This window comes from Streptomyces sp. LaPpAH-108, assembly GCF_000373625.1.
In the GTDB taxonomy this organism is placed as follows: domain Bacteria; phylum Actinomycetota; class Actinomycetes; order Streptomycetales; family Streptomycetaceae; genus Streptomyces.
Map to the genome: position 1 here is coordinate 978,991 of NZ_KB891987.1, position 22,329 is coordinate 1,001,319.

Here is a 22,329-nt window from a genome sequence, read left to right on the forward strand (position 1 = left end):
TTCCCCCGACCCCACCACACCCACCTCGGAGCCGCGCACCCCATGACCTGGCAGTGGATCTTCCTCGTCGCGTTCTCGCTCACCGCGCTGCCCCTGGGGCTCGCCCTGGTCGCCGTCGTCGGCTGGCGCACCCGAGGGGTGAGCGCGTGAACCGGGGCGTGCGGCTCGTGCTGTCCGTGGTCGTCTGGTGGTCGGCGGCCGGGGTGGCGCTGTGGCTGGTGGGGCTGGCGCTCGGGTGGCCCGTGTCCTTGGCCGGGTGTGTGCTCTCCGGGCTGTTCCTCGGGGCGATCGGGGAAGCCGGGGACCGGCTGCGCCGGGTGTGGAAGAGCCGTCGGAGGGCCGCGCGGATGTAGCCCTTACGCCTCGTCCTCGTCGGCGCACAGCCGCTTGAGGGTCTTGCCGCAGCGGCGGGCGTAGGCGTGCTGGAAGGCGCGGGCGGCGGGGCCCGCGGCGTGGGCGTACCACTTGGCGGGGCGGCTGTAGGCGGCGACGGTGAGCCAGACCGTGCCGTCGCCGGTGCGGGAGACGACGAATGCCTCCTCGCCGCATTCGGGGTGGCCGGGGAGGGTGCCGTAGGCCCAGCCCGCGCGGCGGGGTTCGTCGGTCGTCCAGACGACCTGGCAGGGGGCCTTGATCAGGCCCGCGAGGCCGACCGTGACGTCCACGCCGGGGGCCGCGCGGTCGGCGGTGGTGTCCATGGCGATGCCCATCTCGCGGTGCAGCTCCCAGGTGAACAGTGCCTGGGTGGCCCGGTGGAAGAGCCGTGTGCCCTCGCCGATACGGGTGCGGACGTAGAGGTGGTGGTAACCGGGCGGGCAGACGGTGAGGTCGTCGCGCGTCGCGCCGACCGGTTCGTACGTGAAGGGCGCCGAGGACATGGGTCACAAGAGTAGGGCGCCCACCGGAAGAGCTGCTTCCCGGGGGCGCCCTGACTCAAGTGGCCTTGTACTAGCTGACGTTGACCGCCGACCAGGCCGCCGCCACCGCGTTGTACTCGGCGCTGCCGGAGCCGTAGAGGGCCGTTGCCGCGTTCAGCGTGCCGGTGCGGGCCGCCTTGTAGTTGGTCGTCGACGTGAAGTACGTCGTGAGCGCCTTGTACCAGATCTGCAGCGCCTTGGCGCGGCCGATGCCGGTGACCGTGGAGCCGTTGGAGGTCGGGGAGTTGTAGGACACCCCGTTGATCGTCTTCGCGCCGCTGCCCTCGGACAGCAGGTAGAAGAAGTGGTTGGCGACACCGGACGAGTAGTGCACGTCCTTGTTGCCGACCGTGGAGGACCAGTAGTCGGCGGAGCCGCCGTCCTTGCTGGGCTTGTCCATGTAGCGCAGCGGGGTGCCGTCGCCGTTGATGTTGATCTTCTCGCCGATGAGGTAGTCACCGGGGTCCGAGGCGTTGGCCGCGTAGAACTCCACGCCGGTGCCGAAGATGTCGGAGGTGGCCTCGTTCAGGCCGCCGGACTCACCGCTGTAGTTGAGGCCCGCGGTCGCGGCGGTGACGCCGTGGCTCATCTCGTGGCCCGCGACGTCCAGCGAGGTCAGCGGGTGGGTGTTGCCCGAGCCGTCGCCGTAGGTCATGCAGAAGCAGCTGTCGTCCCAGAACGCGTTGACGTACGAGTTGCCGTAGTGGACGCGGGAGTAGGCGCCGACGCCGTTGTTCTTGATGCCGCTGCGGCCGAACGTGTTCTGGTAGAAGTCCCAGGTCTCCTGCGCGCCGTAGGCCGCGTCGGCGGCGGCCGTCTCGTCGGTGGTGGAGCTGGAGGCCGTGCCGGTACCCCATGTGTTGGTGGTGTTGGTGAACAGGGTGCCGGTGCCGGAGCTGGTGGTGTGCTTCAGGTTGTACGTCTTGTGGTTGCCCCGGGAGGCGTCGGTCAGCGAGTACGTCGAGCCCGACAGCGAGGTGGTGAGGCTGACGGTGCCGGAGTAGAGGGTCTTGCCGGTGCCGGTCGCGTTCTCGATGCCCTGGTACTCGAAGAGCTTCTTGCCGGTGGCCGCGTCCGTGATGACGTGCAGCTGGTTGGGGGTGCCGTCGTCCTGGAGACCGCCCACGACCGTCTCGTAGGCGAGCACGGGCTTGCCGGAGCCCGCCCAGATCACCTTGCGGGCGCCGTCGGCCGCGGACTGGGCGGAGCCGAGCGTCTTGGCGGCGCCGACGGCCTGCTTCTCCGCCTTGGCGGCGGTGATCTGCGGCTTGAGCGAGGCCACCTTGATGGTGCTCTTGGTCGCCCGGGTGACGCCCTCGGCCTTGCCGGACCCCGCGGTGTGGACGACGAGGTCGCCGCCGAGCACGGGCAGCCCCGCGTAGGTGCGCTCGTAGCGGGTGTGGACGGTGCCGTCCGTGTCCTTCACGACGTCTCTGACGACCAGCTTCTCCTTGGCGCCGAGACCTATCCGCTGCGCGGTCTCGGGGGCGTCGGTCTGCGCCTGCTGGATGAGGCTCGTGCGGGCCGAGGCCGACAGGAGGGTGGGGGCGCCGGCCAGGGGCTTGGCGGCGGCGGCCGAGGTGGGCTCGGCGCTGGCGCTGGTGGCCAGTCCGGTGGAGATGAGGGCACCGGCGGCGACGGCCGTGGCGATGGCGAGGGTGGTGCGCTTGTGACGCGCGTAGAGGGGGCTCACAGTAGCTCCTTCGCGTGGGGGAGTCCGGGCGGCGTGGGGTCACCGTCCGGGGTGGGGCTGAAGTTGCTGTGCTGCTGCGGCGGGTGGGGGAAGCGTGGCACCACGGACGCGTACATGTCATGACCCCGAGGTGATGTTGGCCGAAAACAGGCGTCCGATAGTTGTTGCGGCCGTGTGAACAGGGGCCGTCCGGGGCGTGGAAACCCCGGACGGCACCGGGTTCACCGGGCCGTCGGCCACGGCCCGGCCGCTGTTTACGGGAAGGTCACCTTCCAGCCGTTGATCCGGCCGGTGTCCTGGGACGCCTTGTCCTGGACCTTCAACGTCCAGGTCCCGTCGGCCGGTTCGGCCGAGGCGTCCACCACATAGGTGTCGTCCACGTCGTCCGCCGAGTCGGAGGGGCTGGTGTCCTTCAGGCGGTACGAGGTGCCCGACGGGCCGACCAGGTCGATCACCAGGTCACCGCGCCAGGTGTGGGTGATGTCCACCGTGACCCGGAGGTTGCCCGGCGCGTTCCCGCCCCGCCCGGCGACCGTGATGGCCGAGGTGACGGCGGGCCCGTTGTCCGGGATCGGCACCTGCGTGGTGCTCTCGTAGGACGTGCCGGTCTCGCCGCCGGGCCGGGTGCCGACCCCGACGCCCGCCCACGCGTCCTGCACCGCCGTGTACTCCGCGCTGTCCGTGCCGTACAGCTCCCCGGCGGCGGCCAGGGTGCCGGTGCGGGCGGCCTTGTAGTTGGTGGTGGAGGTCCACTTGGTGGTCAGCGCCCGGTACCAGATCTGGAGCGCCTTGTCCCGGCCGATGCCGGTGACCGGGAGGCCGTCGGCGGTGGGGGAGTCGTAGCTCACGCCGTCGATCACCTTGGCGCCGCTGCCCTCGCTCAGCAGATAGAAGAAGTGGTTCGCCGGACCCGACGAGTAGTGCACGTCGATCCCGCCGAGACCGGAGTACCAACTGTCCTTCGACGCACCGTCCTTGCTCGGCTTGTCCAGGTAACGCAGCGGGGTGCCGTCGCCGTTGATGTCGATCTTCTCGCCGATGAGGTAGTCACCGGGGTCCGAGGCGTTGGCCGCGTAGAACTCCACGCCCGTGCCGAAGATGTCGGAGGTCGCCTCGTTCAACCCGCCCGACTCACCGCTGTAGTTGAGCCCCGCGGTGTTCGAGGTGACGCCGTGGCTCATCTCGTGACCGGCCACGTCCAGGGCGGTCAGCGGGTCGGCGTTGTTCGCGCCGTCGCCGTAGGTCATGCAGAAGCAGGAATCGCTCCAGAAGGCGTTGATGTACGAGTTCCCGTAGTGCACACGGGAATAGGCGCCCACGCCGTCGTTCTTGATGCCGCTGCGGCCGAACGTGTTCTTGTAGAAGTCCCAGGTGACCGCCGCCCCGTAGTGCGCGTCCGCGCCCGCCGTCGCCGCGTCGGAGATCGTGCCGTTGCCCCAGGTGTCGGAGGACTGGGAGAACAGGGTGCCGGTGCCGGAGGAACCCCGGTTGAGGTTGTACGTCTTGTGGCCGCCGCGCTCCCCGTCGGTGAGCGTGAACGCCGAGCCCGACTGCGTGGTGGTGAGCGGCACCTGGCCGCTGTACTGGGTGTTGCCGACGCCGGTCTCGATGCCCTGGTACTCGTAGAGCTTCTTGCCGGTGGCCGCGTCGGTGATGACGTGCAGCTCGTTGGGCGTGCCGTCGTCCTGGAGGCCGCCGACGACCGTCTCGTAGGCGAGCACCGGCTTGCCGGAGGCGGCCCAGATCACCTTGCGCACGCTGTCCGCGGCGGACTTGGTGCCGCCGAGGGTCCTGGCGCGGCCCACGGCCTGCTTCTCGGCGGCGGCCTTCGTGACGGCCGGGGTGAGCCCGGCGACCTTCAGGTCGGCGCCGGTGGCCCGGATGACGCGCCGCGTGGCGCCGGACTTCGCGGTGTCCACGATCAAGTCGCCGCCGAGCACCGGGAGTCCGGCGTAGGTGCGCTCGTAGCGGGTGTGCACGGTGCCGTCGCCGTCCTTGACGACGTCGCGGACGACCAGCTTCTCCTGGGCGCCGAGCCCGAGGGAACGGGCCGTGGCGGCCGTGCCGGTGTCGGCGTGCCGGATCAGCGCGGTGCGCTGGGCGGGGGTGAGCCGTACGGCCGTGTGCGCGGGGTCGGCCTTGGCGGGGTGCGGGGCGGCCGGGGCCGCGCTCGCGACACCCGACTGGACGGCGGCGGCCAGCAGGGCGGCGACCCCGGCCAGGGCGACGACGGCGGTGCGACGGGGGGAGGGGGCGGTACGTCTGCGGGAGGAACTGCTGCTCAACACTGACTCCTTCTGCGTGGCCGCCGGTCGTGCGGCCAGGGGAGACCGGACGTTGGTCGAGCGCCCGGGCAGAACAGGGCTGTGCGCGGAACCTGTACGCGTGCGGGAACCGGCCCACACGGTGCGCCGTGCGAGCTGTGGGGCTGCTGTGAGCCGGTGCGACAAGGTTGTCAGGCGAGCGGGACGGCTGTCATGACCGCATCGAGAACTTGGCCGGAATGGGTTTCGCGGCGGGGGTGGCGCTGAGCTGTGGGCGCGGCCCGACCGGCCGCGCCCGTCGGTGGGCGCCGTGTCCTCAGCTCAGCGCCGTGCCTGCCGGTCGGTGCCGCGCCCCCCGGTCGTCGCCGCGCCCGCGGCTCAGCGCTGTGCCAGGCTCTCCCGCCAGGCCCGGTGCAGGTCCGCGAAGCGGCCGGTGCCCTCGATCAGGGCCTTCGGCTCGCCGTCCTCGACGATCCGGCCGTGCTCCATCACCAGGACCCGGTCCGCGATCTCGACCGTGGAGAGGCGGTGGGCGATGACCACCGCGGTGCGGCCCTCGAGGACCGTCGCCATCGCCCGCTGCACCGCGCGCTCGCCGGGGATGTCCAGCGAGCTGGTCGCCTCGTCCAGGATCAGGACCGCCGGATCGGCCAGCAACGCCCGCGCGAAGGAGACCAGTTGGCGCTGCCCGGCCGAAATGCGCCCTCCGCGCTTGCGGACGTCGGTGTCGTAGCCCTCGGGGAGACGGCTGATGAACTCGTGGGCGCCGATGGCCTTCGCCGCGCGCTCGATGTCGGCGCGGTCGGCACCGGGGCGGCCGATGGCGATGTTGTCCGCGATCGTGCCGGAGAACAGGAAGGACTCCTGGGTCACCATCACGACCGCGCCCCGCAGTTCGAGCGCGGCCAGCTCGCGCAGGTCCACCCCGTCGAGCGACACCCGCCCGCCGGAGGGGTCGTAGAAGCGGGCGACCAGCTTGGCCAGGGTGGACTTGCCCGCGCCTGTCGAGCCCACCACGGCCACCGTCTGCCCGGCCGGGATCGTCAGGTCGAAGCGGGGCAGCACCTCGCCCCCGGTGCGGTAGGCGAAGCCGACCCCCGCGAAGACGACCTCACGACCGGTGAACCCGTCCCGCACCGGCGGGAGTTCACGCGGCGACTCCGGCTCCGGTACCGAGGGCGTCTGGGCCAGCAGCCCGGCGATCTTCTCCAGGGAGGCAGCCGCCGCCTGATAGGAGTTGAGGAACATGCCGAGCCGGTCGATGGGGTCGTACAGCCGCCGCAGATACAGCACCGCCGCCGCGAGCACACCGAGCGCGAGTGAGCCGGTCGCCACCCGGTAGGCGCCCCACAACACGATGGCCGCGACCGTGGTGTTGGCGACCAGGCGGGAGCCGATCACGTAACGGGCCATCTCCAGCAGGGTGTCGCCGTTGCGCCGCTCGTAACTCCGGTTCAGCACACCGAAGTCGGCGTCGTTCGCGGCCTCCCGGCGGAAGGCGCGCACCGGGCGGATGCCGTTCATCGTCTCCACGAACTTGACGATCACCGCGGCCATCGCCGTCGAGCGCGCCCGGTACGCCCGCCCCGCGCGCCGCTGATAGATCCGCACCAGCACGTACAGCGGTCCGAACGAGGCCACCGCGACCGCGCCGAGGCCGAGATCCAGCCACAGCAGCAGGGCCGCGATGTACACGAACGACAGCACCACGCTCACGAGTTCCTGAAGGCCCTCGCCGAGGAGTTCGCGCAGCGCCTCCACGTCCGCCGTGGCGCGGGAGATCAGCCGTCCCGAGGTGTACCGCTCGTGGAAGTCGACGCTCAGCGCCTGCGCGTGCCGGAAGATACGGCCGCGCAGATCCAGCAGCCCGTCCTGGTTGACCCGCGCCGACGCCTCCACGAACGCGAACTGGAAACCCCCGGAGCCCAGCGCGCACAGCGCGTACCCCACCGCGACGGCGAGCAGCGGCCCGTGGTCGTGCCGCCCGAGCGCGGGTACGGCGGTGTCGATGGCGTACGCCACCAGCAGCGGCCCGGTCTGCGCGGCGGCCTGCTGGAGCAGCAGCAGTAGCACCGCGAGGACGACGCGGCCCTTCATCGGGGCGAGGAGCGAGCGCAGCAGGGCGCCGGTGGCGCCGTCCGGGGCGGGCAGCACGTCACGGTCGAAGGGGTCGCCGTCCGGGGTGTGCGCGGGCGGGGCGGACTCGGGTTCCGGCAGGTCGCCGCCCGTGTCGGGCGCGGCGGACGTGGTCGTCGTCATCGGCGGTCCTCCGGGGCGTGGGGGATGGGCTCGTGGGGAGTGGGCTCGTGAGGGGTGGGCTCGCCCGCCATCAGCCGGGCGTACTCGGCGTTCGTGCGCAGCAGTTCGCGGTGCGTGCCGACGGCGGTGATCCGGCCGCCGGAGAGCAGCGCGACCCGGTCCGCGAGCAGCACGGTGGAGGGGCGGTGGGCCACGATCAGCGCGGTGGTGTCCGCGAGGACCTCCCGCAGCGCCGCCTCGACGGCCGCCTCCGTGTGCACGTCCAGCGCCGACAGCGGGTCGTCCAGCACCAGGAACTCCGGGCGCCCGACGACCGCGCGGGCCAGCGCGAGCCGCTGCCGCTGGCCGCCGGAGAGGCTGAGCCCCTGCTCGCCGACCCGGGTGTCGGGGCCCTCGGGCAGCTCGTGCGCGAAGTCGGCGCGGGCCACCGCGAGCGCCCGGTCCAGATCGGTACGGTCCGCGTCCTTCCCCGCGCCCATCAGCACGTTCTCGGCGACGCTCGCGGAGAACAGGGTCGGCTCCTCGAAGGCGACGGCGACCCGGGCGCGCAGCTCCGCGCGGGACATCGCGGTGATGTCGACGCCGTCCAGGGTGATCCGGCCGCGCGTCACCTCGTACAGCCTCGGGACGAGCGCGGTGAGCGTCGTCTTGCCGCTGCCGATGGCCCCGACCAGCGCCATCGACTCACCGCGCCGGACGTGCAGATCGACGCCCGCCAGCAGGGGAGGGGAGCCGGGCGGCACGTCGGGGTGGCGGAAGGCGACGCCCTCGAACCGCAGGCCGCCCGGCTCCTCGTCCTCGCGCGGGGGGAGCGGACCAGCCGCGTCCCCCGCGTCCTCCGGCGCCTCGTCCATCACCTCGAAGTACCGCTCCGTCGCGGTTGCCGCCTCCTGGGTCATCGCCAGCAGGAAGCCGATGGACTCCACCGGCCAGCGCAGCGCCAGCGCCGTGCTGAGGAACGCGACCAGCGTGCCCGCCGACAGGTCGCCGTCCGCCACCCGCAGCACGCCCAGGACCAGTGCCGCGCCGATCGCCAGCTCGGGCAGCGTCATGATGACCGCCCAGATCGCCGCGAGCAGCCGCGCCTTGTGCAGCTCGGTGCCGCGCAGCCGGACCGCCAGCTCCCGGAACGCGCGCGCCTGGCTGTGATGGCGCCCGAAGCCCTTGACCACCCGGATGCCGAGCACGTTCTCCTCGACCAGCGTCGTCAGATCGCCCACCTGGTCCTGGGCCCGCCGCGAGGCCAGCGCGTACCGCCGCTCCACGACCGCGCAGCTGACCAGCACCGGCACGGCGGGCCCGAGGACGACCAGGCCCAGCGTCCAGTCCTGCACCAGCATGATCACCACACCGGCGAGGATCGTCACCGAGTTGACCACCAGGAACGTCAGCGGGAAGGCGAGGAACATCCGCAGCAGCATCAGGTCGGCGGTGCCCCGGGAGAGCAGCTGGCCCGAGGGCCAGCGGTCGTGGAAGGACACCGGCAGCCGCTGCAGGCGCCGGTAGAGCGCGCCCCGCAGGTCCGCCTCCACCCGGGACAGCGGCCGGGCCACCAGCCACCTGCGCAGCCCGAACAGCAGCGCCTCGGCGATCCCGAGCAGCAGCAGCCACAGCACGCCGAGCCACACCCCCGCCGGGTCACGGCGGGCGACCGGGCCGTCCACCATCCACTTCAGCACGAGCGGGATCACCAGACCGGTGCACGAGGCGACGACGGCCACGACGACGGCGCCGCCCAGCCGGGCCCGCACGGGCCGGACGAACGGCCACAGCCGGAGCAGGGTGCGCACGGTGGAGCGCCGGACCTCGGGGTGCGTGTGTGGAGTGGCCATCCTCGCGAGCGTACGGACGCCCGCCGCCCTCGCCCACCGAGTTTTGGCCGGACCCGCCTCCGTCTCCGGTCCTACGACCAGCGGTTTCGCCCGACAGCGCGCGGAGGTCGTAGCCCAGGATCAACCGATCGGATGATGCCGCTTCGAGCGGGACGGCCGATGCGGCAGGCACCCTCCGCCCGCGAACCTCGGAGCATGCCATCCGTCATCGAAGTCACCGACCTGCGCAAGTCCTACGGCGGCCGTGCCGTCGTGGACGGCATCTCCTTCACCGTCGAGGAGGGCGAGATCTTCGGCGTCCTCGGCCCCAACGGCGCGGGCAAGACCACCACCGTCGAGTGCGTGGAGGGGCTGCGCGTCCCCGACGCGGGCCGCGTCCGCGTCACCGGCCTCGACCCCGTCGCCGACCACGCCGAGGTCGCCCGGGTCCTCGGCGCCCAGCTCCAGCAGAGCGAACTGCAGCCCAAACTCACCGTGCGCGAGGCCCTGGAGCTGTACGCCTCCTTCTACCCGGCCCCGGCCGACTGGCGGACGCTGGCCGAACGCCTGGGCCTGACCGACCGGTTGAACACCCGCTTCGCCAAGCTCTCCGGCGGGCAGCAGCAGCGGCTGTTCATCGCGCTCGCGCTGATCGGCAGCCCGCGCGTCGTCGTCCTGGACGAGCTGACCACCGGGCTCGATCCGCGCGCCCGCCGGGACACCTGGCAGCTCATCGAGGAGGTCCGGGCGAGCGGGGTCACCGTGCTGCTCGTCACCCACTTCATGGAGGAGGCCCAGCGCCTGTGCGACCGCATCGCGGTGATCGACCAGGGCCGGGTGGCCGCGCTCGACACCCCGGCCGGCCTGATCCGCCGCTCGGCGGGCGCGACCGTCATCAGCTTCACCCCGTCCGCCCCGCTGGACGACACCGACCTCGCGGGCCTGCCCGCCCTCGCCTCCGTCGCGCACAAGGACGGCCGGATCACGCTCTCCGGCACCGACGAGACGGTCGACGCCGTCCTCACCCTGCTCGCCCGCCACCGCGTCACCGCCCACCAGCTGCGCGTGGTCGACGCCACCCTCGACGACGCGTTCCTGGACCTCACCAAGGAGACAGCCGTATGAACACCGCCCTCCTCAATACAGCGGTGCTGCGCACCGAGTTCCGCCTCTTCCGCCGCGAACCCGGCGCCGTCTTCTGGATCCTGCTGTTCCCCACCCTGCTGCTGGTGATCCTCGGCTCCATCCCCGCCTTCCGCGAGAGCGACGACGGACTCGGCGGCCAGCGGCTGATCGATGTCTACGTACCCGTCGCCGTCCTCATCTCCCTCATCATGGCCGGAGTCCAGGCGATGCCACAGGCCCTCACCGGCTACCGCGAGCGCGGCATCCTGCGCCGCATGTCCGCCACCCCCGTCCGCCCCGCCGCGCTGCTGACCGCCCAGATGACCGTGCAGGGCGCCGCCGCCGTGTGCTCGGCGCTGCTCGCGCTCGCCGTCGGCCGGATCGCCTTCGGCGTACGACTGCCCGAGCAGCCCCTCGGCTATCTGCTCGCCCTCGCGCTCGCGGCCCTGGCCGCCCTCGCCCTCGGCTCGGTCGTCGCCGCGCTGTCCGGCACCACGAAGATCGCCGGGGCGATCAGCACCATGGTGTTCTTCCCGATGATGTTCTGCGCCGGGCTCTGGCTGCCGGTGCAGGCCATGCCGCACCTCCTCGCGCGCATCGTCGGGCTCACCCCCTTCGGCGCCGCCGCCCGCGCCCTGGGCGAGGCCGCCACCGGCCACTGGCCCGGCTGGGACCACCTCGGCGTGCTCGCGATCTGGACCGTCCTGCTCACCGCGGCGGCGGCCCGCTGGTTCCGCTGGGAGTGAGCCCGTGCCCGGCACCGACACGGCCGTGGCCGACACTGAGGGGATGACGCACACGGCGGGCCGCGAACGACGGGCCTTCTTCGACAGCTGGGGCCCCTACGCGCTGCTCGCCGCCGGGGCGCTGACGGCGGCCGGATCGGCCCGGCTCGTCGGCATGGACCGGGGCGAGCTGTACGTCTCCGCCGTACTGGTGGTGTTCGCCGTGGCCCTGCAGCTGGCCTGGGGCCGCGTGGTCCGCGACCGGCCGGGGCCGAGCCCGGCCGGGGCGGCCTTCTACTTCGTGCGCTGGGCCAACGGGTTCGTCCTGACCTGGCTCAACCCGTTCTTCGCCTTCTACGCCGTCACCGGCTACTACAACGGCGCCCGCCAGCTGCCGCGCCGGCTGATGATGCCCGGCCTGTGCCTGACCGCCGTCACCATGGCGGGCAGCGAGATCGGCGGGATGCCGCCCCGAGGGCCCGTGCTCTGGCTGGGCTTCGTGGTGGTGTTCGGGGTCAACATCGGCATGGTCGCCCTCTTCACCCGGTTCAACGAGCAGGAGGAGGCCCGCGCCCGCGAACAGGCCGGGACCATCGCCGAACTGGAGCGCACCAACACCGCGTTGCAGCAGGCGCTCGACGAGAACGCGGCCCTTCACGCCCAGCTCCTCGTCCAAGCCCGGGAAGCGGGGGTCGCGGACGAGCGGCGCAGGCTTGCCGCGGAGATCCACGACACCATCGCGCAGGGCCTGACCGGCATCATCGCCCAGCTCCAGGTCGTCGCCAACGCCACCGACCTGGCCACCGCCCGCACCCATCTGGAGCGCGCCTCCGCACTCGCCCGGCACAGCCTCGGCGAGGCCCGCCGCTCGGTGCACAACCTCGCCCCCGTCGCCCTCGCCGCCGACGGGCTCCCCGAGGCGCTGAAGAAGACGGTCACCGAGTGGGGCGAGCGCACCGGGGTCCGCGCCGAGTTCACCGTCACCGGCACCGCCGAACAGCTCCACGAGGAGGTCGCGGCCACCCTGCTGCGCATCGCCCAGGAGGCCCTGTCCAACGCGGCCCGGCACGCCCGTGCCCACCGCCTGGGCGCCACCCTCTCCTTCATGGGCGACGAGGTCGTCCTCGACATCCGCGACGACGGCACCGGCTTCGACCCGGCCGCCGCCGCGCCCCGCACCCGCGCCGGAGGCTTCGGCCTGGACGGGATGCGGGCCCGCGCCGAGCGCATCGCGGGCACCCTCACCGTCGAGTCCGAACCGGGCCACGGCACGGCCGTCTCGGCTCGCGTACCGTTGGTGCGCGATGACCGCTGACACCCCGATCACCCTGCTCGTCGTGGACGACCACCCCGTCGTACGCGACGGCCTGAGCGCCATGTTCGCCTCCGCCCCCGGCTTCACCGTCCTCGGCGAGGCGGCCGACGGCGTCGAGGCGGTCGAGCGGGTCGCCGCCCTGGACCCGGACGTGGTGCTGATGGACCTGCGCATGCCCGGCGGCTCGGGCGTCGACGCCATCCGCGAGCTGACCCGGCGCGGCGCCCGCGCCAAGGTGCTCGTCCTCACCACCTACGACACCGACTCCGACACCCTCCCGGCCATCGAGGCGGGCGCCACCGGCTACCTCCTCAAGGACGCCCCGCGCGACGAGCTGTTCACCGGCGTCCGCGCCGCCGCCGAGGGCCGCACCGTGCTCTCCCCGGCCGTCGCCTCCCGCCTCGTCTCGGCCGTTCGCGCGCCCGCCGCCCCCGGCAAGGAACCGCTGTCCGCACGCGAGCGCGAAGTCCTCGCCCTGGTCGCCCGGGGCACCTCCAACCGGGAGATCGCCCGCGAGCTGTTCATCAGCGAGGCGACCGTGAAGACCCACCTCACCCACCTGTACACCAAGCTGGGCGTCAAGGACCGCGCGGCGGCGGTGGCGACGGCGTACGAGCGGGGCATTCTCGGCCGCCCGACCGCCCAATAAGCCTGAGAAACAGCCGGGTTCAGCTCACCACCCGCAGCAGCAGCACCGACCGCGCCGCAAGCGTGATCTCCGTCCCCGCCGGATGCACCGCCCCCGGCTCACCGGTCTGCTCCTCCAGCGAGGTGTCGACCACCACCTCGTACGACCGCGCCCACGGCGCCCCCGGCAGGGCGAAGCCCACCGGTTCCCCGCCCGCGTGCAGCACGGCGAGGAAGCTGTCGTCCACGACCGGGGCGCCCCGCTCGTCGCGCCCCGGGATGTCCCGGCCGGACAGATACATGCCGAGCGTGGCCGCCGGGGCGTACCAGTCGCCCTCCGTCATCTCCCGGCCCCGCGCGGTGAACCAGGCCAGATCCCGCAGCCCGTCCGCCGAGTGCGCGCGCCCGGAGAAGAAGGCGCTGCGGCGCAGCACCGGGTGCCGGTGGCGCAGGGCGATCAGCCGCGCGGTGAGGTCGGACAGCGGGCGCCACTCCGGGTCCTCCAGCAGCGACCAGTCCACCCAACTGGTCGCGTTGTCCTGGCAGTAGGCGTTGTTGTTGCCGCCCTGCGTGCGCCCGAACTCGTCCCCGGCGACCAGCATCGGCACCCCCGTGGACAGCAGCAGCGTGGTCAGCAGATTCCGCAACTGCCGCCTGCGCAGGGCCCGTACGCCCTCGTCCGCCGTCTCACCCTCGGCCCCGCAGTTCCAGGAGCGGTTGTCATGGGTGCCGTCGCGGTTGTCCTCGCCGTTGGCCTCGTTGTGCTTGTGCTCGTACGACACCAGGTCGCGCAGGGTGAACCCGTCGTGCGCGGTGATGAAGTCGACCGAGGCGTACGGGCGGCGCCCGCCCCAGGCGTAGAGATCGCTGGAGCCGGAGAGCCGGTAGCCCATCTCCCGTACGTCCGGCAGCGCGTGGCGCCAGAAGTCGCGCACGGTGTCGCGGTAGCGGTCGTTCCACTCGGTCCACAGCGGCGGAAAGGCGCCCACCTGGTAGCCGCCCGAGCCGATGTCCCACGGCTCCGCGATCAGCTTGACCCGGCGCAGCACCGGGTCCTGCGCGATGACCGCGAGGAACGGCGAGAGCATGTCCACGTCGTGCATGGAGCGGGCCAGGGCCGCGGCGAGGTCGAAGCGGAAGCCGTCCACGCCCATCTCGGTGACCCAGTAGCGCAGCGAGTCCGTGATCAGCCGCAGCACCTGGGGACGGACCACATGCAGGGTGTTGCCGCAGCCGGTGTAGTCCGCGTACCGGCGCGCGTCCTGCTGGAGGCGGTAGTAGCCCCGGTTGTCGATGCCCTTCAGGGACAGCGTGGGGCCCAACTCGCCTGCTTCGGCCGTGTGGTTGTAGACCACGTCGAGGATCACCTCGATCCCGGCCGCGTGCAGCGCGCGCACCATGCGCTTGAACTCGCCGACCTGCTGTCCGGCCGTACCGGAGGCGGAGTAGGCGGCGTGCGGGGCGAAGTAGCCGATCGAGTTGTAGCCCCAGTAGTTGGTCAGGTCCCGGCGCAGCAGATGGTCCTCGTGCGCGAACTGGTGGACCGGCAGCAACTCCACTGCTGTGACGCCCAGTTTGGTCAGGTGCTCGATCGCGGCGGGGTGCGCGAGCCCGGCGTAGGTGCCGCGCAGCTCCTCGGGGACGCCCGGGTGCAGTTTGGTGAAGCCCTTGACGTGCAGCTCGTAGATGACCGAGTCCGCCCACGGGGTCTTCGGGCGGCGGTCGTCGGACCAGTCGTCGTCATCGTGGACCACCACGCCCTTGGGCACGAAGGGCGCCGAGTCCCGCTCGTCGCGCACGGTGTCCGCGACCCGCTGGTCCGGCCAGTCCCGGACATGGCCGTACACCTCCGGCGGCAGGGTGAACTCCCCGTCCACCGCGCGGGCGTACGGGTCGAGCAGCAGCTTCGCCGGGTTCCAGCGGGCGCCGGTCCAGGCGTCCCAGCGGCCCTCCACCCGGTAGCCGTAGCGGGTGCCCTGCAGCACGCCCGGCACGAAGCCGTGCCAGATCTCGTGCGTCAGCTCGGTCAGCCGCACCTGTGTCTCGCGGCCCCGCTCGTCGAACAGACACAGCCGGACCGCCTCCGCCCCGCCCGCCCACAGCGCGAAGTTGGTGCCCGCCATCCCGTCGGGGCCGGTGCGGAACCGGGCCCCCAGCGGGGTCGACGACCCCGGCCACACGGGCGGGCCCGGTACCGCCGCGCGATGGCCCTCGCGGACCACGGCGGTCACCGGGACGCCCTGTGCGGGCGGCTGTCCGGCCCGCGCCCGCCGCTCGGCTGCGCTCGTCACCAGTCGGCCCCTCTTTCACGGCTCGGTCCCGGGGCGCGCACGGCCGTACCGGGCGGCCCGCCGCATCCCGGGGCGTCCGACCCCGGGGCGCGGCAGGACCGCCCGGTGCGACTGCGCCCGACGGCTCCACAGCGGGCTGCGGGTGCCCCGCCGGGGCCGGTCGCACCGGCCCCGGCGGGGCACCCTTCCTGTCGTCCTCCCCACTGTTCTGCCCAGCCCTGGCGTCGCACTCACGTGCCCCCGGGACGGGCTTGGTCGTTATGTCCGGTGTGAGGCATCTACAAGGACGCGCGCGGCGCGCGCTGGCCGCACTGGCCACTGCACTGACCTGGGCGGGACTGGTGGCCGGGGCCGCCGGCTGCACCGCCGACGGCTCCGGCCCGCTGGGCATCGGCGGGCCCCCGGGCAGATCCCCGGCCCCCGAGGACGTCATCCGTGTCACCCCGCGCGACGGCGGCACGGGCGTGCGCCCGGCCGAGCGGCTGCGCGTGCGGGTGCCCGACGGGAAGCTGGAGAAGGTCACCGCCACTCGTTCGCAGGACGCCCGGGACACCCCGGTCACCGGGAAGATCAGCGCGGACGGCCGCACCTGGGAGCCCGACGAGAAACAGCTCGCGCTCGCCGCCCGCTACACCCTGGACGTGGTGGCGGTCGACGGCGAGGGCCGCCGCTCGGCCCGGCACACCACCTTCACCACCTACGTCCCCGACGAGCGCTTCATCGCCTACGTCACCCCCGAGAACCGCTCCACCGTCGGCACCGGCATGATCGTCTCCCTCTCCTTCAGCCGGGAGATCGCCGACCGCGCCGCCGTCGAACGCGCGGTGCGCGTCACCGCCGAGCCCGCCGTCGAGATCCGTCCGCACTGGTTCGGCAAGAACCGCCTGGACTTCCGCCCCGAGAAGTACTGGAAGCCGGGCACCGAGGTCACCGTCGGCATCGACCTGCGCGACGTCCAGGGCGCCCCCGGCGTCTACGGCCTCCAGCACAAGACCGTCACCTTCACCGTCGGCCGCAGCCAGGTCTCCACGGTGGACGCCGCCGCGCACACCATGCAGGTCCGCCGCGACGGCGCCCTCCTCGCCACCGTGCCCATCACCGCGGGCGCCCCGAAGACGCCCACCTACAACGGCAAGATGGTCGTGATGGACATGCTGGAGGTGACCCGCATGAACGGCGGCACCGTCGGCTTCGGCGGCGAGTACGACATCCCCGACGTGCCGCACGCCATGAAGCTCACCGACTCCGGCACCTTCCTGCACGGCAACTACTGGTCGCCCGACGCCCCCGGCGAGACCAACGTCAGCCACGGCTGTGTGGGCCTCAGGGACGTCAAGGGCGGCGGCGCGGACACCCCGGCGGGCTGGTTCTTCGACCGCAGCCTCGTCGGCGACGTCATCGAGATCGTCCACAGCAAGGACAAAACCGTCGCCCCGGACAACGGGCTCGGAGGGTGGAACATGGCATGGAACCAGTGGAAGGCGGGCAGCGTGCTCAAGTGACCGTGTGAGCTGCGGGGTTCCGGTGCGGGGGCACTGGTTGAAGTTGCGACGGAACGGTGACATGGGGCGGGCGTCCAGGCCGGAACCCGGCGGCTAACATCCCTGGTGTGCGCGGGACGCGCCGGGGTGTGCGGGCCTGTTCGAGCCAGGCCACGGAGGGGAGACCGACTTGAACGTGCGGCCGATATCGGGGGCTTCGGCGGGGAGCCGGCGCAAAGGTCGTAGCGGACTCGCGCTCATGGCGGGGGCGCTGGTGCTGTCGCTCGCCGCGTGCGGCGGGGGAGGCGACGCCGGGAGCGGGTCCAAGGACGGAAAGGGCGGCGCTTCGGCCGCTCAGCAGGAGAAGCAGTCGGCCGCGGCCGTCAGCATTTCGCCCAGGTCCGGGGCGAAGAGCGTGAACACCAGCGGGGCCCTGAAGGTCGAGGTCGCCAAGGGGCGGCTGACCAAGGTCGTCGTCAAGGACGCCAAGGGCACCGAGGTCGACGGCAAGCTGTCCGACGGGGGAGCCACCTGGACCCCGTCGGCCCATCTGGCCGCGAGCACCAAGTACACGGTGCACGCGGTCGCCGAGGACTCCCGGGGCCGCGAGGCCGCCGAGGACTCCTCCTTCACCACGCTGACGCCGAAGAACACCTTCGTCGGCTACTTCACTCCCGAGGACGGCTCCACGGTCGGCGTCGGGATGCCGTTCTCGGTCCGCTTCACCCGGGGCATCACCGACCCGGCGGCCGTCGAGAAGGCCATACGGATCAAGACCGAACCGGCCGTCGACGTCGAGGGCCACTGGTTCGGCAACGACCGCATCGACTTCCGCCCCAAGCAGTACTGGAAGTCCGGCACCAAGGTCACCGTCGACCTCGATCTGGACGGCGTCGAGGGCCGCGACGGGGTCTACGGCAAGCAGCACAAGACGGTGAAGTTCACGATAGGCCGCAACCAGGTCTCGTACGTGGACGCGAGCAAGCACACCATGAAGGTCACGCAGGACGGCAAGACCATACGGACCATCCCGGTCACCACCGGCAAGCCCGGGTACGACACCTGGAACGGCCAGATGGTCATGACCGAGAAGCTCAGCGTGACCCGCATGAACGGCGAGACCGTGGGCTACGGCGGCGAGTACGACATCAAGGACGTGCCGCACGCCATCCGCCTCACCGACTCGGGCACCTTCATCCACGGCAACTACTGGGGCGGCGGCGCCTTCGGCAACTACAACGCCAGCCACGGCTGCGTGGGTCTGCGCGACGTCAAGGGCGGCTATGACAAGGGCGTCCCGGCGGCCTGGTTCTTCAACCACTCCATGGTCGGTGACGTGGTCGTCGTCAAGCACTCCCACGACCGCACGGTCGCCCCGGACAACGGCCTCAACGGCTGGAACATGAGCTGGGCGGACTGGAAGAAGTAGAACCTCGCGACGAGGGGCCCGGTGCTGTGAGAAACGGCACCGGGCCCCTCGTCGTTAGCGGGCGTTAACCTGCTGCGCATGACCGTGAATCTCGAAGTCTCCGAGGGCGTCGGCACGCTGCGCCTCGACCGGCCGCCGATGAACGCGCTGGACATCGCCACCCAGGACCGGCTGAAGGAACTCGCCGAGGAGGCCGCGCGCCGCGACGACGTGCGCGCCGTGGTCCTCTACGGCGGGGAGCGGGTGTTCGCCGCCGGTGCGGACATCAAGGAGATGCAGGCCATGGACCATCTGGGCATGGTCCGCCGGGCCCGCGCCCTCCAGGACGCCTTCACCGCCGTCGCCCGCATCCCCAAGCCCGTCGTCGCCGCCGTCACCGGGTACGCGCTCGGCGGCGGCTGCGAGCTGGCCCTGTGCGCCGACTACCGCATCGCCGCCGCCGACGCCAAGCTCGGCCAGCCCGAGATCCTGCTCGGCCTCATCCCGGGCGCGGGCGGCACCCAGCGGCTGCCCCGGCTGATCGGGCCGTCCAAGGCGAAGGACCTCATCTTCACCGGCCGCATGGTGAAGGCGGACGAGGCGCTTTCCCTCGGCCTGGTGGACCGGGTCGTCCCGGCCGCCGAGGTGTACGAGCAGGCCCGTGCCTGGGCCGCCAGGCTCGCCCAGGGCCCGGCCGTCGCGCTGCGCGCGGCCAAGGAGTCGATCGACACCGGTCTGGAGACCGATCTCGACAGCGGGCTCGCGATGGAACGGAACTGGTTCGCCGGGCTGTTCGCCACCGAGGACCGCGAGCGGGGGATGCGCAGCTTCGTGGAGGAGGGGCCGGGCAAGGCCAAGTTCCTCTGAGCCGTGGGCCAAGCGTTCGGCAGGGCCGGATTTCCTGGTCAAGTACCCGGTAGGCCCTTGCAATTGACGCGTCGTCTGATTCGGCCCCCTCGGCGGACCGGTTTATGGGAGCCTTAACTCCACCTTAAGCCTGCCTCGTCGAGGGGAGCTGTTCGCTTGCCCGGAACCGAGCCGTCTCCGCAGGCCGGAGGGGCCTCCGCCGAGCCTGTCGTGCCATTGGCATATGCCGAGCGCATGGAGCGCGACAGGGGCGTACAGGGGGCGTATTCCACCGGAACGCCCCCGGAGGCGCTCGATGACGGCCATCATGGGGGCATGGCGGGGCTGGAGGGCATCGAACAGCCACGGGGACACAGTCGTGCTGCCGCGGCGCGCTGGTCGCCCGCGGTCGAGGACGAACGGGCGCTCAAGGCGCTGGAACTGTTCGGCAATCCGGTCGAGGCGGAGGTCAGGCTGCCGTCCCGCCCCGAGTCCGCCGCCACCGCGCGCCGGCTCGTCCAGGTCGTCGTGCTGCGGCAGTGGGGGCTGAGCCCCAAGATGACCGAGGACACGGTCTTACTCGTCTCCGAACTCGTGGGCAACGCCGTACGTCACACCGGCGCCCGCGTCTTCGGACTCCGGATGCGCCGCCGCCGCGGCTCGATCCGCATCGAGGTCCGCGACCCCTCCCGCGGCCTCCCCTGTCTCCTCCCGGTCCGCGAGATGGACACCAGCGGGCGCGGCCTCTTCCTGGTCGACAAACTCTCCGACCGCTGGGGCGTGGACCTCCTCCCGCGCGGCAAGACGACCTGGTTCGAAATGCGCCTGGCAGACCGCTGAACCGTTCCTCGCCGCTCAGGGGAAGGAAGGCTCTCCGCCGACCACGGCCAGCGGCAGCCTGCCGTTCTCCAGCGGATCGCGCGGCAACGACATCCCGAAACGCCTCTCGATCACGCCCAGCGACAGGGCGATCCGCAGGCCGTGCCGCGCACCGCTCACCGTGAGGCAATCGCCCGTCGGAAGAATGATGCCCGCCGCTTCCAGCTCCGCCAGGAGAAGATCGGGCCGGGAGCCCCAGCGCCTTTGTTCCTCGCCGAGGCCGAACGAGCACAGCAACTCGCCGTCGGCGGCGTACGAGAAGACGGGAGGCGGGTGGAACGGCTGGGGGTCGAGATTCACCGCCTCGACACCGCCGCGCGAAACCCTTCTGAGGACGTCGTGCCTGGTCCCGGCGGCTTCCCCGTACTCGGCGGCGAAGGCCCACCCCTGGGCCTCACCTGTCCGTACGACACCGACGTCCGCGTCGGTGAGGAGCCCGGCGGCTTCCCGGGCCGTCGCGAGCGGTTTCGTGCCGTCCGGTGGGGCGCCGAGCCGGACGGACAGTTCGTTCGGTGTGATCCCGCGGGCGAAGGTGACGCTGTACTGCCACTCGGACTCCATCAGCCAGCGCAGACCGCGATTCGTCATGTCCGCATCCTGCCGCACGGCTCCGGGCTTGAGTCTCCAGCCGCTGGAGGTCTCAGACTCGGTTCCGTGAACGACGATGGCGCAGGCTTTCTCACCATCGGCGATCTGGCTCGGGCCACGGGTCTGACCGTCCGCACCATCCGGTACTGGTCCGACGAGGGCGCGCTTCCGCCGGTGGGCCGTTCCGCGGGTGGCTACCGGCTCTACGACGCCGCCTCGGTGGCCCGGCTGGAGCTGATCCGTACCCTGCGCGAACTGGGGCTCGGGCTCGCGGACGTGCGGCAGGTGCTGGCCGGGGAGCGGACGGTGGCCGAGGTCGCCGCCGCCCATGTGGTGGCGCTGGACGCCCAGATCAGGTCGCTGAAGGTGACCCGTGCGGTGCTGTCGTCCGTGGCGAGACGTGGTTCGAGCGCGGAGGAGACGACCCTGATGAACAGACTGGCCCGGCTGTCGGCGGCCGAACGGCGGCGGATCATGGAGGAGTTCGTGGAGGAGATGTTCCACGGCCTCGATGCGGCGGACCCGGAGATCCGCACCCGGATGCGGGACAGCGCGATGAGTCTGCCGGACGATCCCACCCCCGAACAGGTGGACGCCTGGGTGGAGTTGGCGGAGCTGGTGCAGGACCCGGAGTTCCGGGCACAGATGCGGCGGGCGGCGGAGTTCAACGCGGCCGACCGGGGGCAGGGCGCGCCGCCAGGGGCCGCCATGTGGTTCGCCCGTCGACTGGTCCAACTCGCGGGCGGGGCACGGGAGAAGGGCATCGACCCGGCGTCCCCCGAGGCGGAACGGGTGCTTCGGGAACTCCTGGGCGACACCGACCGGGACACCGTGCTGGAGCGGATGCTCGCCACCCACAATCCCCGGCTCGCGCGCTACCGAAGGCTCCTCGGCGTCCTCAAGGGAACGCCCGTCTTCGACCACGAGGAGGACTTCGGGTGGGTGGTCGCCGCACTGCGGGCGCGTACGGACGGTTAATCTGACCAGCGTCAGTATGCCGGTACGGCAACGCACACACGAGATAAAAAGGGGCGGATCGGTGGCCGACATCGAGGAAGCACGCAAGCAGTTCCAGCGGATCGACGCGGACGGTGACGGGTTCATCACCGCGTCGGAGTTCAAGAGCGCTCTCGCCCAGGAGGGCGACTGGAACGTGACCGAGACGGTGGCGGCGGCCATCATCAGGACCCGCGACCTCAACGGCGACAAGGTCCTGTCGTTCGACGAGTTCTGGGCCTACCTGGCCAAGTGACGCGTGTGCGGGGAGGGGGCGTCCTGCGGGGCGCCCCCCTTCTTTTCCCGGAGCGCATCCTCCGGCGTCGTTCTTTCGGAGCAGCGCCGGAATAGCCCGTACCGCCCCACGGTTGTCGCCCACGGCAGAAGAATGCACATGCATGAACCCTGAGAGGTTTTCATGAAGATCGGCATCATCGGCGCGGGCAACATCGGCGGCAACCTCACCCGGCGGCTCACCGCCCTCGGCCACGACGTGTCCGTGGCCAACTCGCGCGGCCCCGAGACGCTCAAGGCGCTGGCCGAGGAGACCGGCGCGACGCCCGTACGGGCCGAGGAGGCGGCGAACGGCGCGGAGGTCGTCGTGGTCACCGTCCCGCTGAAGGCGGTCCCGGACCTGCCCGCGGGGCTGCTCGACGGCGCCGCCGAGGGGGCCGCCGTGATCGACACCAACAACTACTACCCGCGTGAGCGCGACGGCCGGATCGCGGGCATCGAGGACGAGGGCATCACCGAGAGCCGCTGGACCGAGCGCCATCTCGGGCACCCGGTCGTCAAGGCGTTCAACGGCACCTACGCCCAGGACATCCTGGACCGGCCCCGCCCCGCGGGCGACCCGGACCGCCTGGCCCTGCCGGTCGCGGGCGACGACGAGGCCGCCAAGGCGAAGGTCCGCGCGCTCATCGACGAACTCGGCTTCGACACGGTCGACGCGGGCGGCATCGACGACTCCTGGCGCCAGCAGCCCGCGACCCCGGTCTACGGCCTGCGCGAGGGCGTCGAGGCGGTCCGCGCGGCCCTGGCGGCGGCCTCCCCGGACCGCCCGGCGGAGTTCAAGGGCTGAGCCCCGCCGGAATCCGGAAGGGC

The 22,329-nt window shown here is 72.0% G+C and carries 19 protein-coding genes; 12 read left to right on the forward strand and 7 right to left on the reverse strand.

The genetic code is table 11. The annotated features are described in order from the left end of the window. Positions 1 to 146: 146 nt before the first annotated feature. Positions 147 to 353, forward strand: a complete 207-nt coding sequence (locus B079_RS0104495; RefSeq protein WP_026248347.1) for a hypothetical protein — start codon at positions 147 to 149, stop codon at positions 351 to 353. A gap of 3 nt (positions 354 to 356) precedes the next feature. On the opposite strand, the gene B079_RS0104500 is transcribed toward B079_RS0104495, so the two are convergent. The 5 genes from B079_RS0104500 to B079_RS0104520 form a co-directional block, all read right to left on the reverse strand. After that, positions 357 to 878: a DUF1990 domain-containing protein gene (locus B079_RS0104500; RefSeq protein WP_018544586.1), complete on the reverse strand. Its 522-nt coding sequence runs from the start codon at positions 876 to 878 to the stop codon at positions 357 to 359. A gap of 70 nt (positions 879 to 948) precedes the next feature. Next, entirely contained in the window at positions 949 to 2,610 is a 1,662-nt protein-coding gene (locus B079_RS0104505; protein WP_018544587.1) for a M4 family metallopeptidase, read from the reverse strand. Between the two features lie 254 nt (positions 2,611 to 2,864). Then, a complete protein-coding gene (locus B079_RS0104510) occupies positions 2,865 to 4,895 on the reverse strand; it encodes a M4 family metallopeptidase (RefSeq protein ID WP_018544588.1) in 2,031 nt (676 codons plus the stop codon). A 357-nt stretch (positions 4,896 to 5,252) separates the two neighbouring features. After that, positions 5,253 to 7,133 carry an ABC transporter ATP-binding protein gene (locus B079_RS0104515; RefSeq protein WP_018544589.1) on the reverse strand — a complete coding sequence of 627 codons (1,881 nt, stop codon included), beginning with the start codon at positions 7,131 to 7,133 and terminating at the stop codon, positions 5,253 to 5,255. Continuing rightward, entirely contained in the window at positions 7,130 to 8,965 is a 1,836-nt protein-coding gene (locus B079_RS0104520) for an ABC transporter ATP-binding protein (protein WP_018544590.1), read from the reverse strand. Before B079_RS0104520 ends, B079_RS0104515 begins: the two co-directional genes overlap by 4 nt. A gap of 195 nt (positions 8,966 to 9,160) precedes the next feature. Here B079_RS0104520 and B079_RS0104525 point away from each other — a divergent pair, with 195 nt between their 5' ends. From B079_RS0104525 to B079_RS0104540, 4 genes are read left to right on the forward strand one after another with little or no spacing between them, the layout of a single operon-like run. Then, positions 9,161 to 10,069 carry an ABC transporter ATP-binding protein gene (locus B079_RS0104525; protein ID WP_018544591.1) on the forward strand — a complete coding sequence of 303 codons (909 nt, stop codon included), beginning with the start codon at positions 9,161 to 9,163 and terminating at the stop codon, positions 10,067 to 10,069. Next, positions 10,066 to 10,815: an ABC transporter permease gene (locus B079_RS0104530; protein WP_018544592.1), complete on the forward strand. Its 750-nt coding sequence runs from the start codon at positions 10,066 to 10,068 to the stop codon at positions 10,813 to 10,815. Before B079_RS0104525 ends, B079_RS0104530 begins: the two co-directional genes overlap by 4 nt. 43 nt (positions 10,816 to 10,858) lie before the next feature. Continuing rightward, a complete protein-coding gene (locus tag B079_RS0104535) occupies positions 10,859 to 12,109 on the forward strand; it encodes a sensor histidine kinase (protein WP_078495857.1) in 1,251 nt (416 codons plus the stop codon). Continuing rightward, positions 12,099 to 12,758 carry a response regulator gene (locus tag B079_RS0104540; protein ID WP_018544594.1) on the forward strand — a complete coding sequence of 220 codons (660 nt, stop codon included), beginning with the start codon at positions 12,099 to 12,101 and terminating at the stop codon, positions 12,756 to 12,758. The genes B079_RS0104535 and B079_RS0104540 overlap by 11 nt, the downstream gene beginning before the upstream one ends. A 19-nt stretch (positions 12,759 to 12,777) precedes the next feature. Here the strand turns inward: B079_RS0104540 and glgX are convergent, their stop codons facing one another. Continuing rightward, a complete protein-coding gene (gene glgX / locus B079_RS0104545; protein WP_026248349.1) occupies positions 12,778 to 15,027 on the reverse strand; it encodes a glycogen debranching protein GlgX in 2,250 nt (749 codons plus the stop codon). 269 nt (positions 15,028 to 15,296) lie between these two features. Between glgX and B079_RS0104550 the strand changes: the two genes are divergently transcribed. The 4 genes from B079_RS0104550 to B079_RS0104565 all read left to right on the forward strand — a co-directional run bounded on the left by B079_RS0104550 (position 15,297) and on the right by B079_RS0104565 (position 19,602). Next, positions 15,297 to 16,529 carry a L,D-transpeptidase gene (locus B079_RS0104550; RefSeq protein WP_026248350.1) on the forward strand — a complete coding sequence of 411 codons (1,233 nt, stop codon included), beginning with the start codon at positions 15,297 to 15,299 and terminating at the stop codon, positions 16,527 to 16,529. 169 nt (positions 16,530 to 16,698) lie between these two features. After that, positions 16,699 to 17,937, forward strand: coding sequence for a L,D-transpeptidase (locus B079_RS0104555; protein WP_199779858.1), 1,239 nt, complete (start codon positions 16,699 to 16,701; stop codon positions 17,935 to 17,937). Positions 17,938 to 18,015: 78 nt separating this feature from the next. Further along, on the forward strand, positions 18,016 to 18,783 hold the full coding sequence (locus tag B079_RS0104560; RefSeq protein WP_018544598.1) for an enoyl-CoA hydratase/isomerase family protein: 768 nt from the start codon (positions 18,016 to 18,018) through the stop codon (positions 18,781 to 18,783). A 210-nt stretch (positions 18,784 to 18,993) separates the two neighbouring features. Then, on the forward strand, positions 18,994 to 19,602 hold the full coding sequence (locus B079_RS0104565) for an ATP-binding protein (RefSeq protein ID WP_078495828.1): 609 nt from the start codon (positions 18,994 to 18,996) through the stop codon (positions 19,600 to 19,602). A gap of 15 nt (positions 19,603 to 19,617) precedes the next feature. Here the strand turns inward: B079_RS0104565 and B079_RS0104570 are convergent, their stop codons facing one another. Continuing rightward, positions 19,618 to 20,229 carry a DUF6461 domain-containing protein gene (locus B079_RS0104570; protein WP_018544600.1) on the reverse strand — a complete coding sequence of 204 codons (612 nt, stop codon included), beginning with the start codon at positions 20,227 to 20,229 and terminating at the stop codon, positions 19,618 to 19,620. 66 nt (positions 20,230 to 20,295) lie between these two features. Between B079_RS0104570 and B079_RS0104575 the strand changes: the two genes are divergently transcribed. From B079_RS0104575 to B079_RS0104585, 3 genes are all read left to right on the forward strand, one after another. Then, a complete protein-coding gene (locus B079_RS0104575) occupies positions 20,296 to 21,207 on the forward strand; it encodes a MerR family transcriptional regulator (RefSeq protein WP_018544601.1) in 912 nt (303 codons plus the stop codon). Positions 21,208 to 21,268: 61 nt separating this feature from the next. Continuing rightward, positions 21,269 to 21,481 carry an EF-hand domain-containing protein gene (locus B079_RS0104580; protein ID WP_018544602.1) on the forward strand — a complete coding sequence of 71 codons (213 nt, stop codon included), beginning with the start codon at positions 21,269 to 21,271 and terminating at the stop codon, positions 21,479 to 21,481. Positions 21,482 to 21,643: 162 nt separating this feature from the next. After that, positions 21,644 to 22,306 (forward strand): NADPH-dependent F420 reductase, encoded by a 663-nt coding sequence (locus tag B079_RS0104585; protein ID WP_018544603.1) that lies wholly within the window; start codon positions 21,644 to 21,646, stop codon positions 22,304 to 22,306. Positions 22,307 to 22,329: the final 23 nt, after the last annotated feature.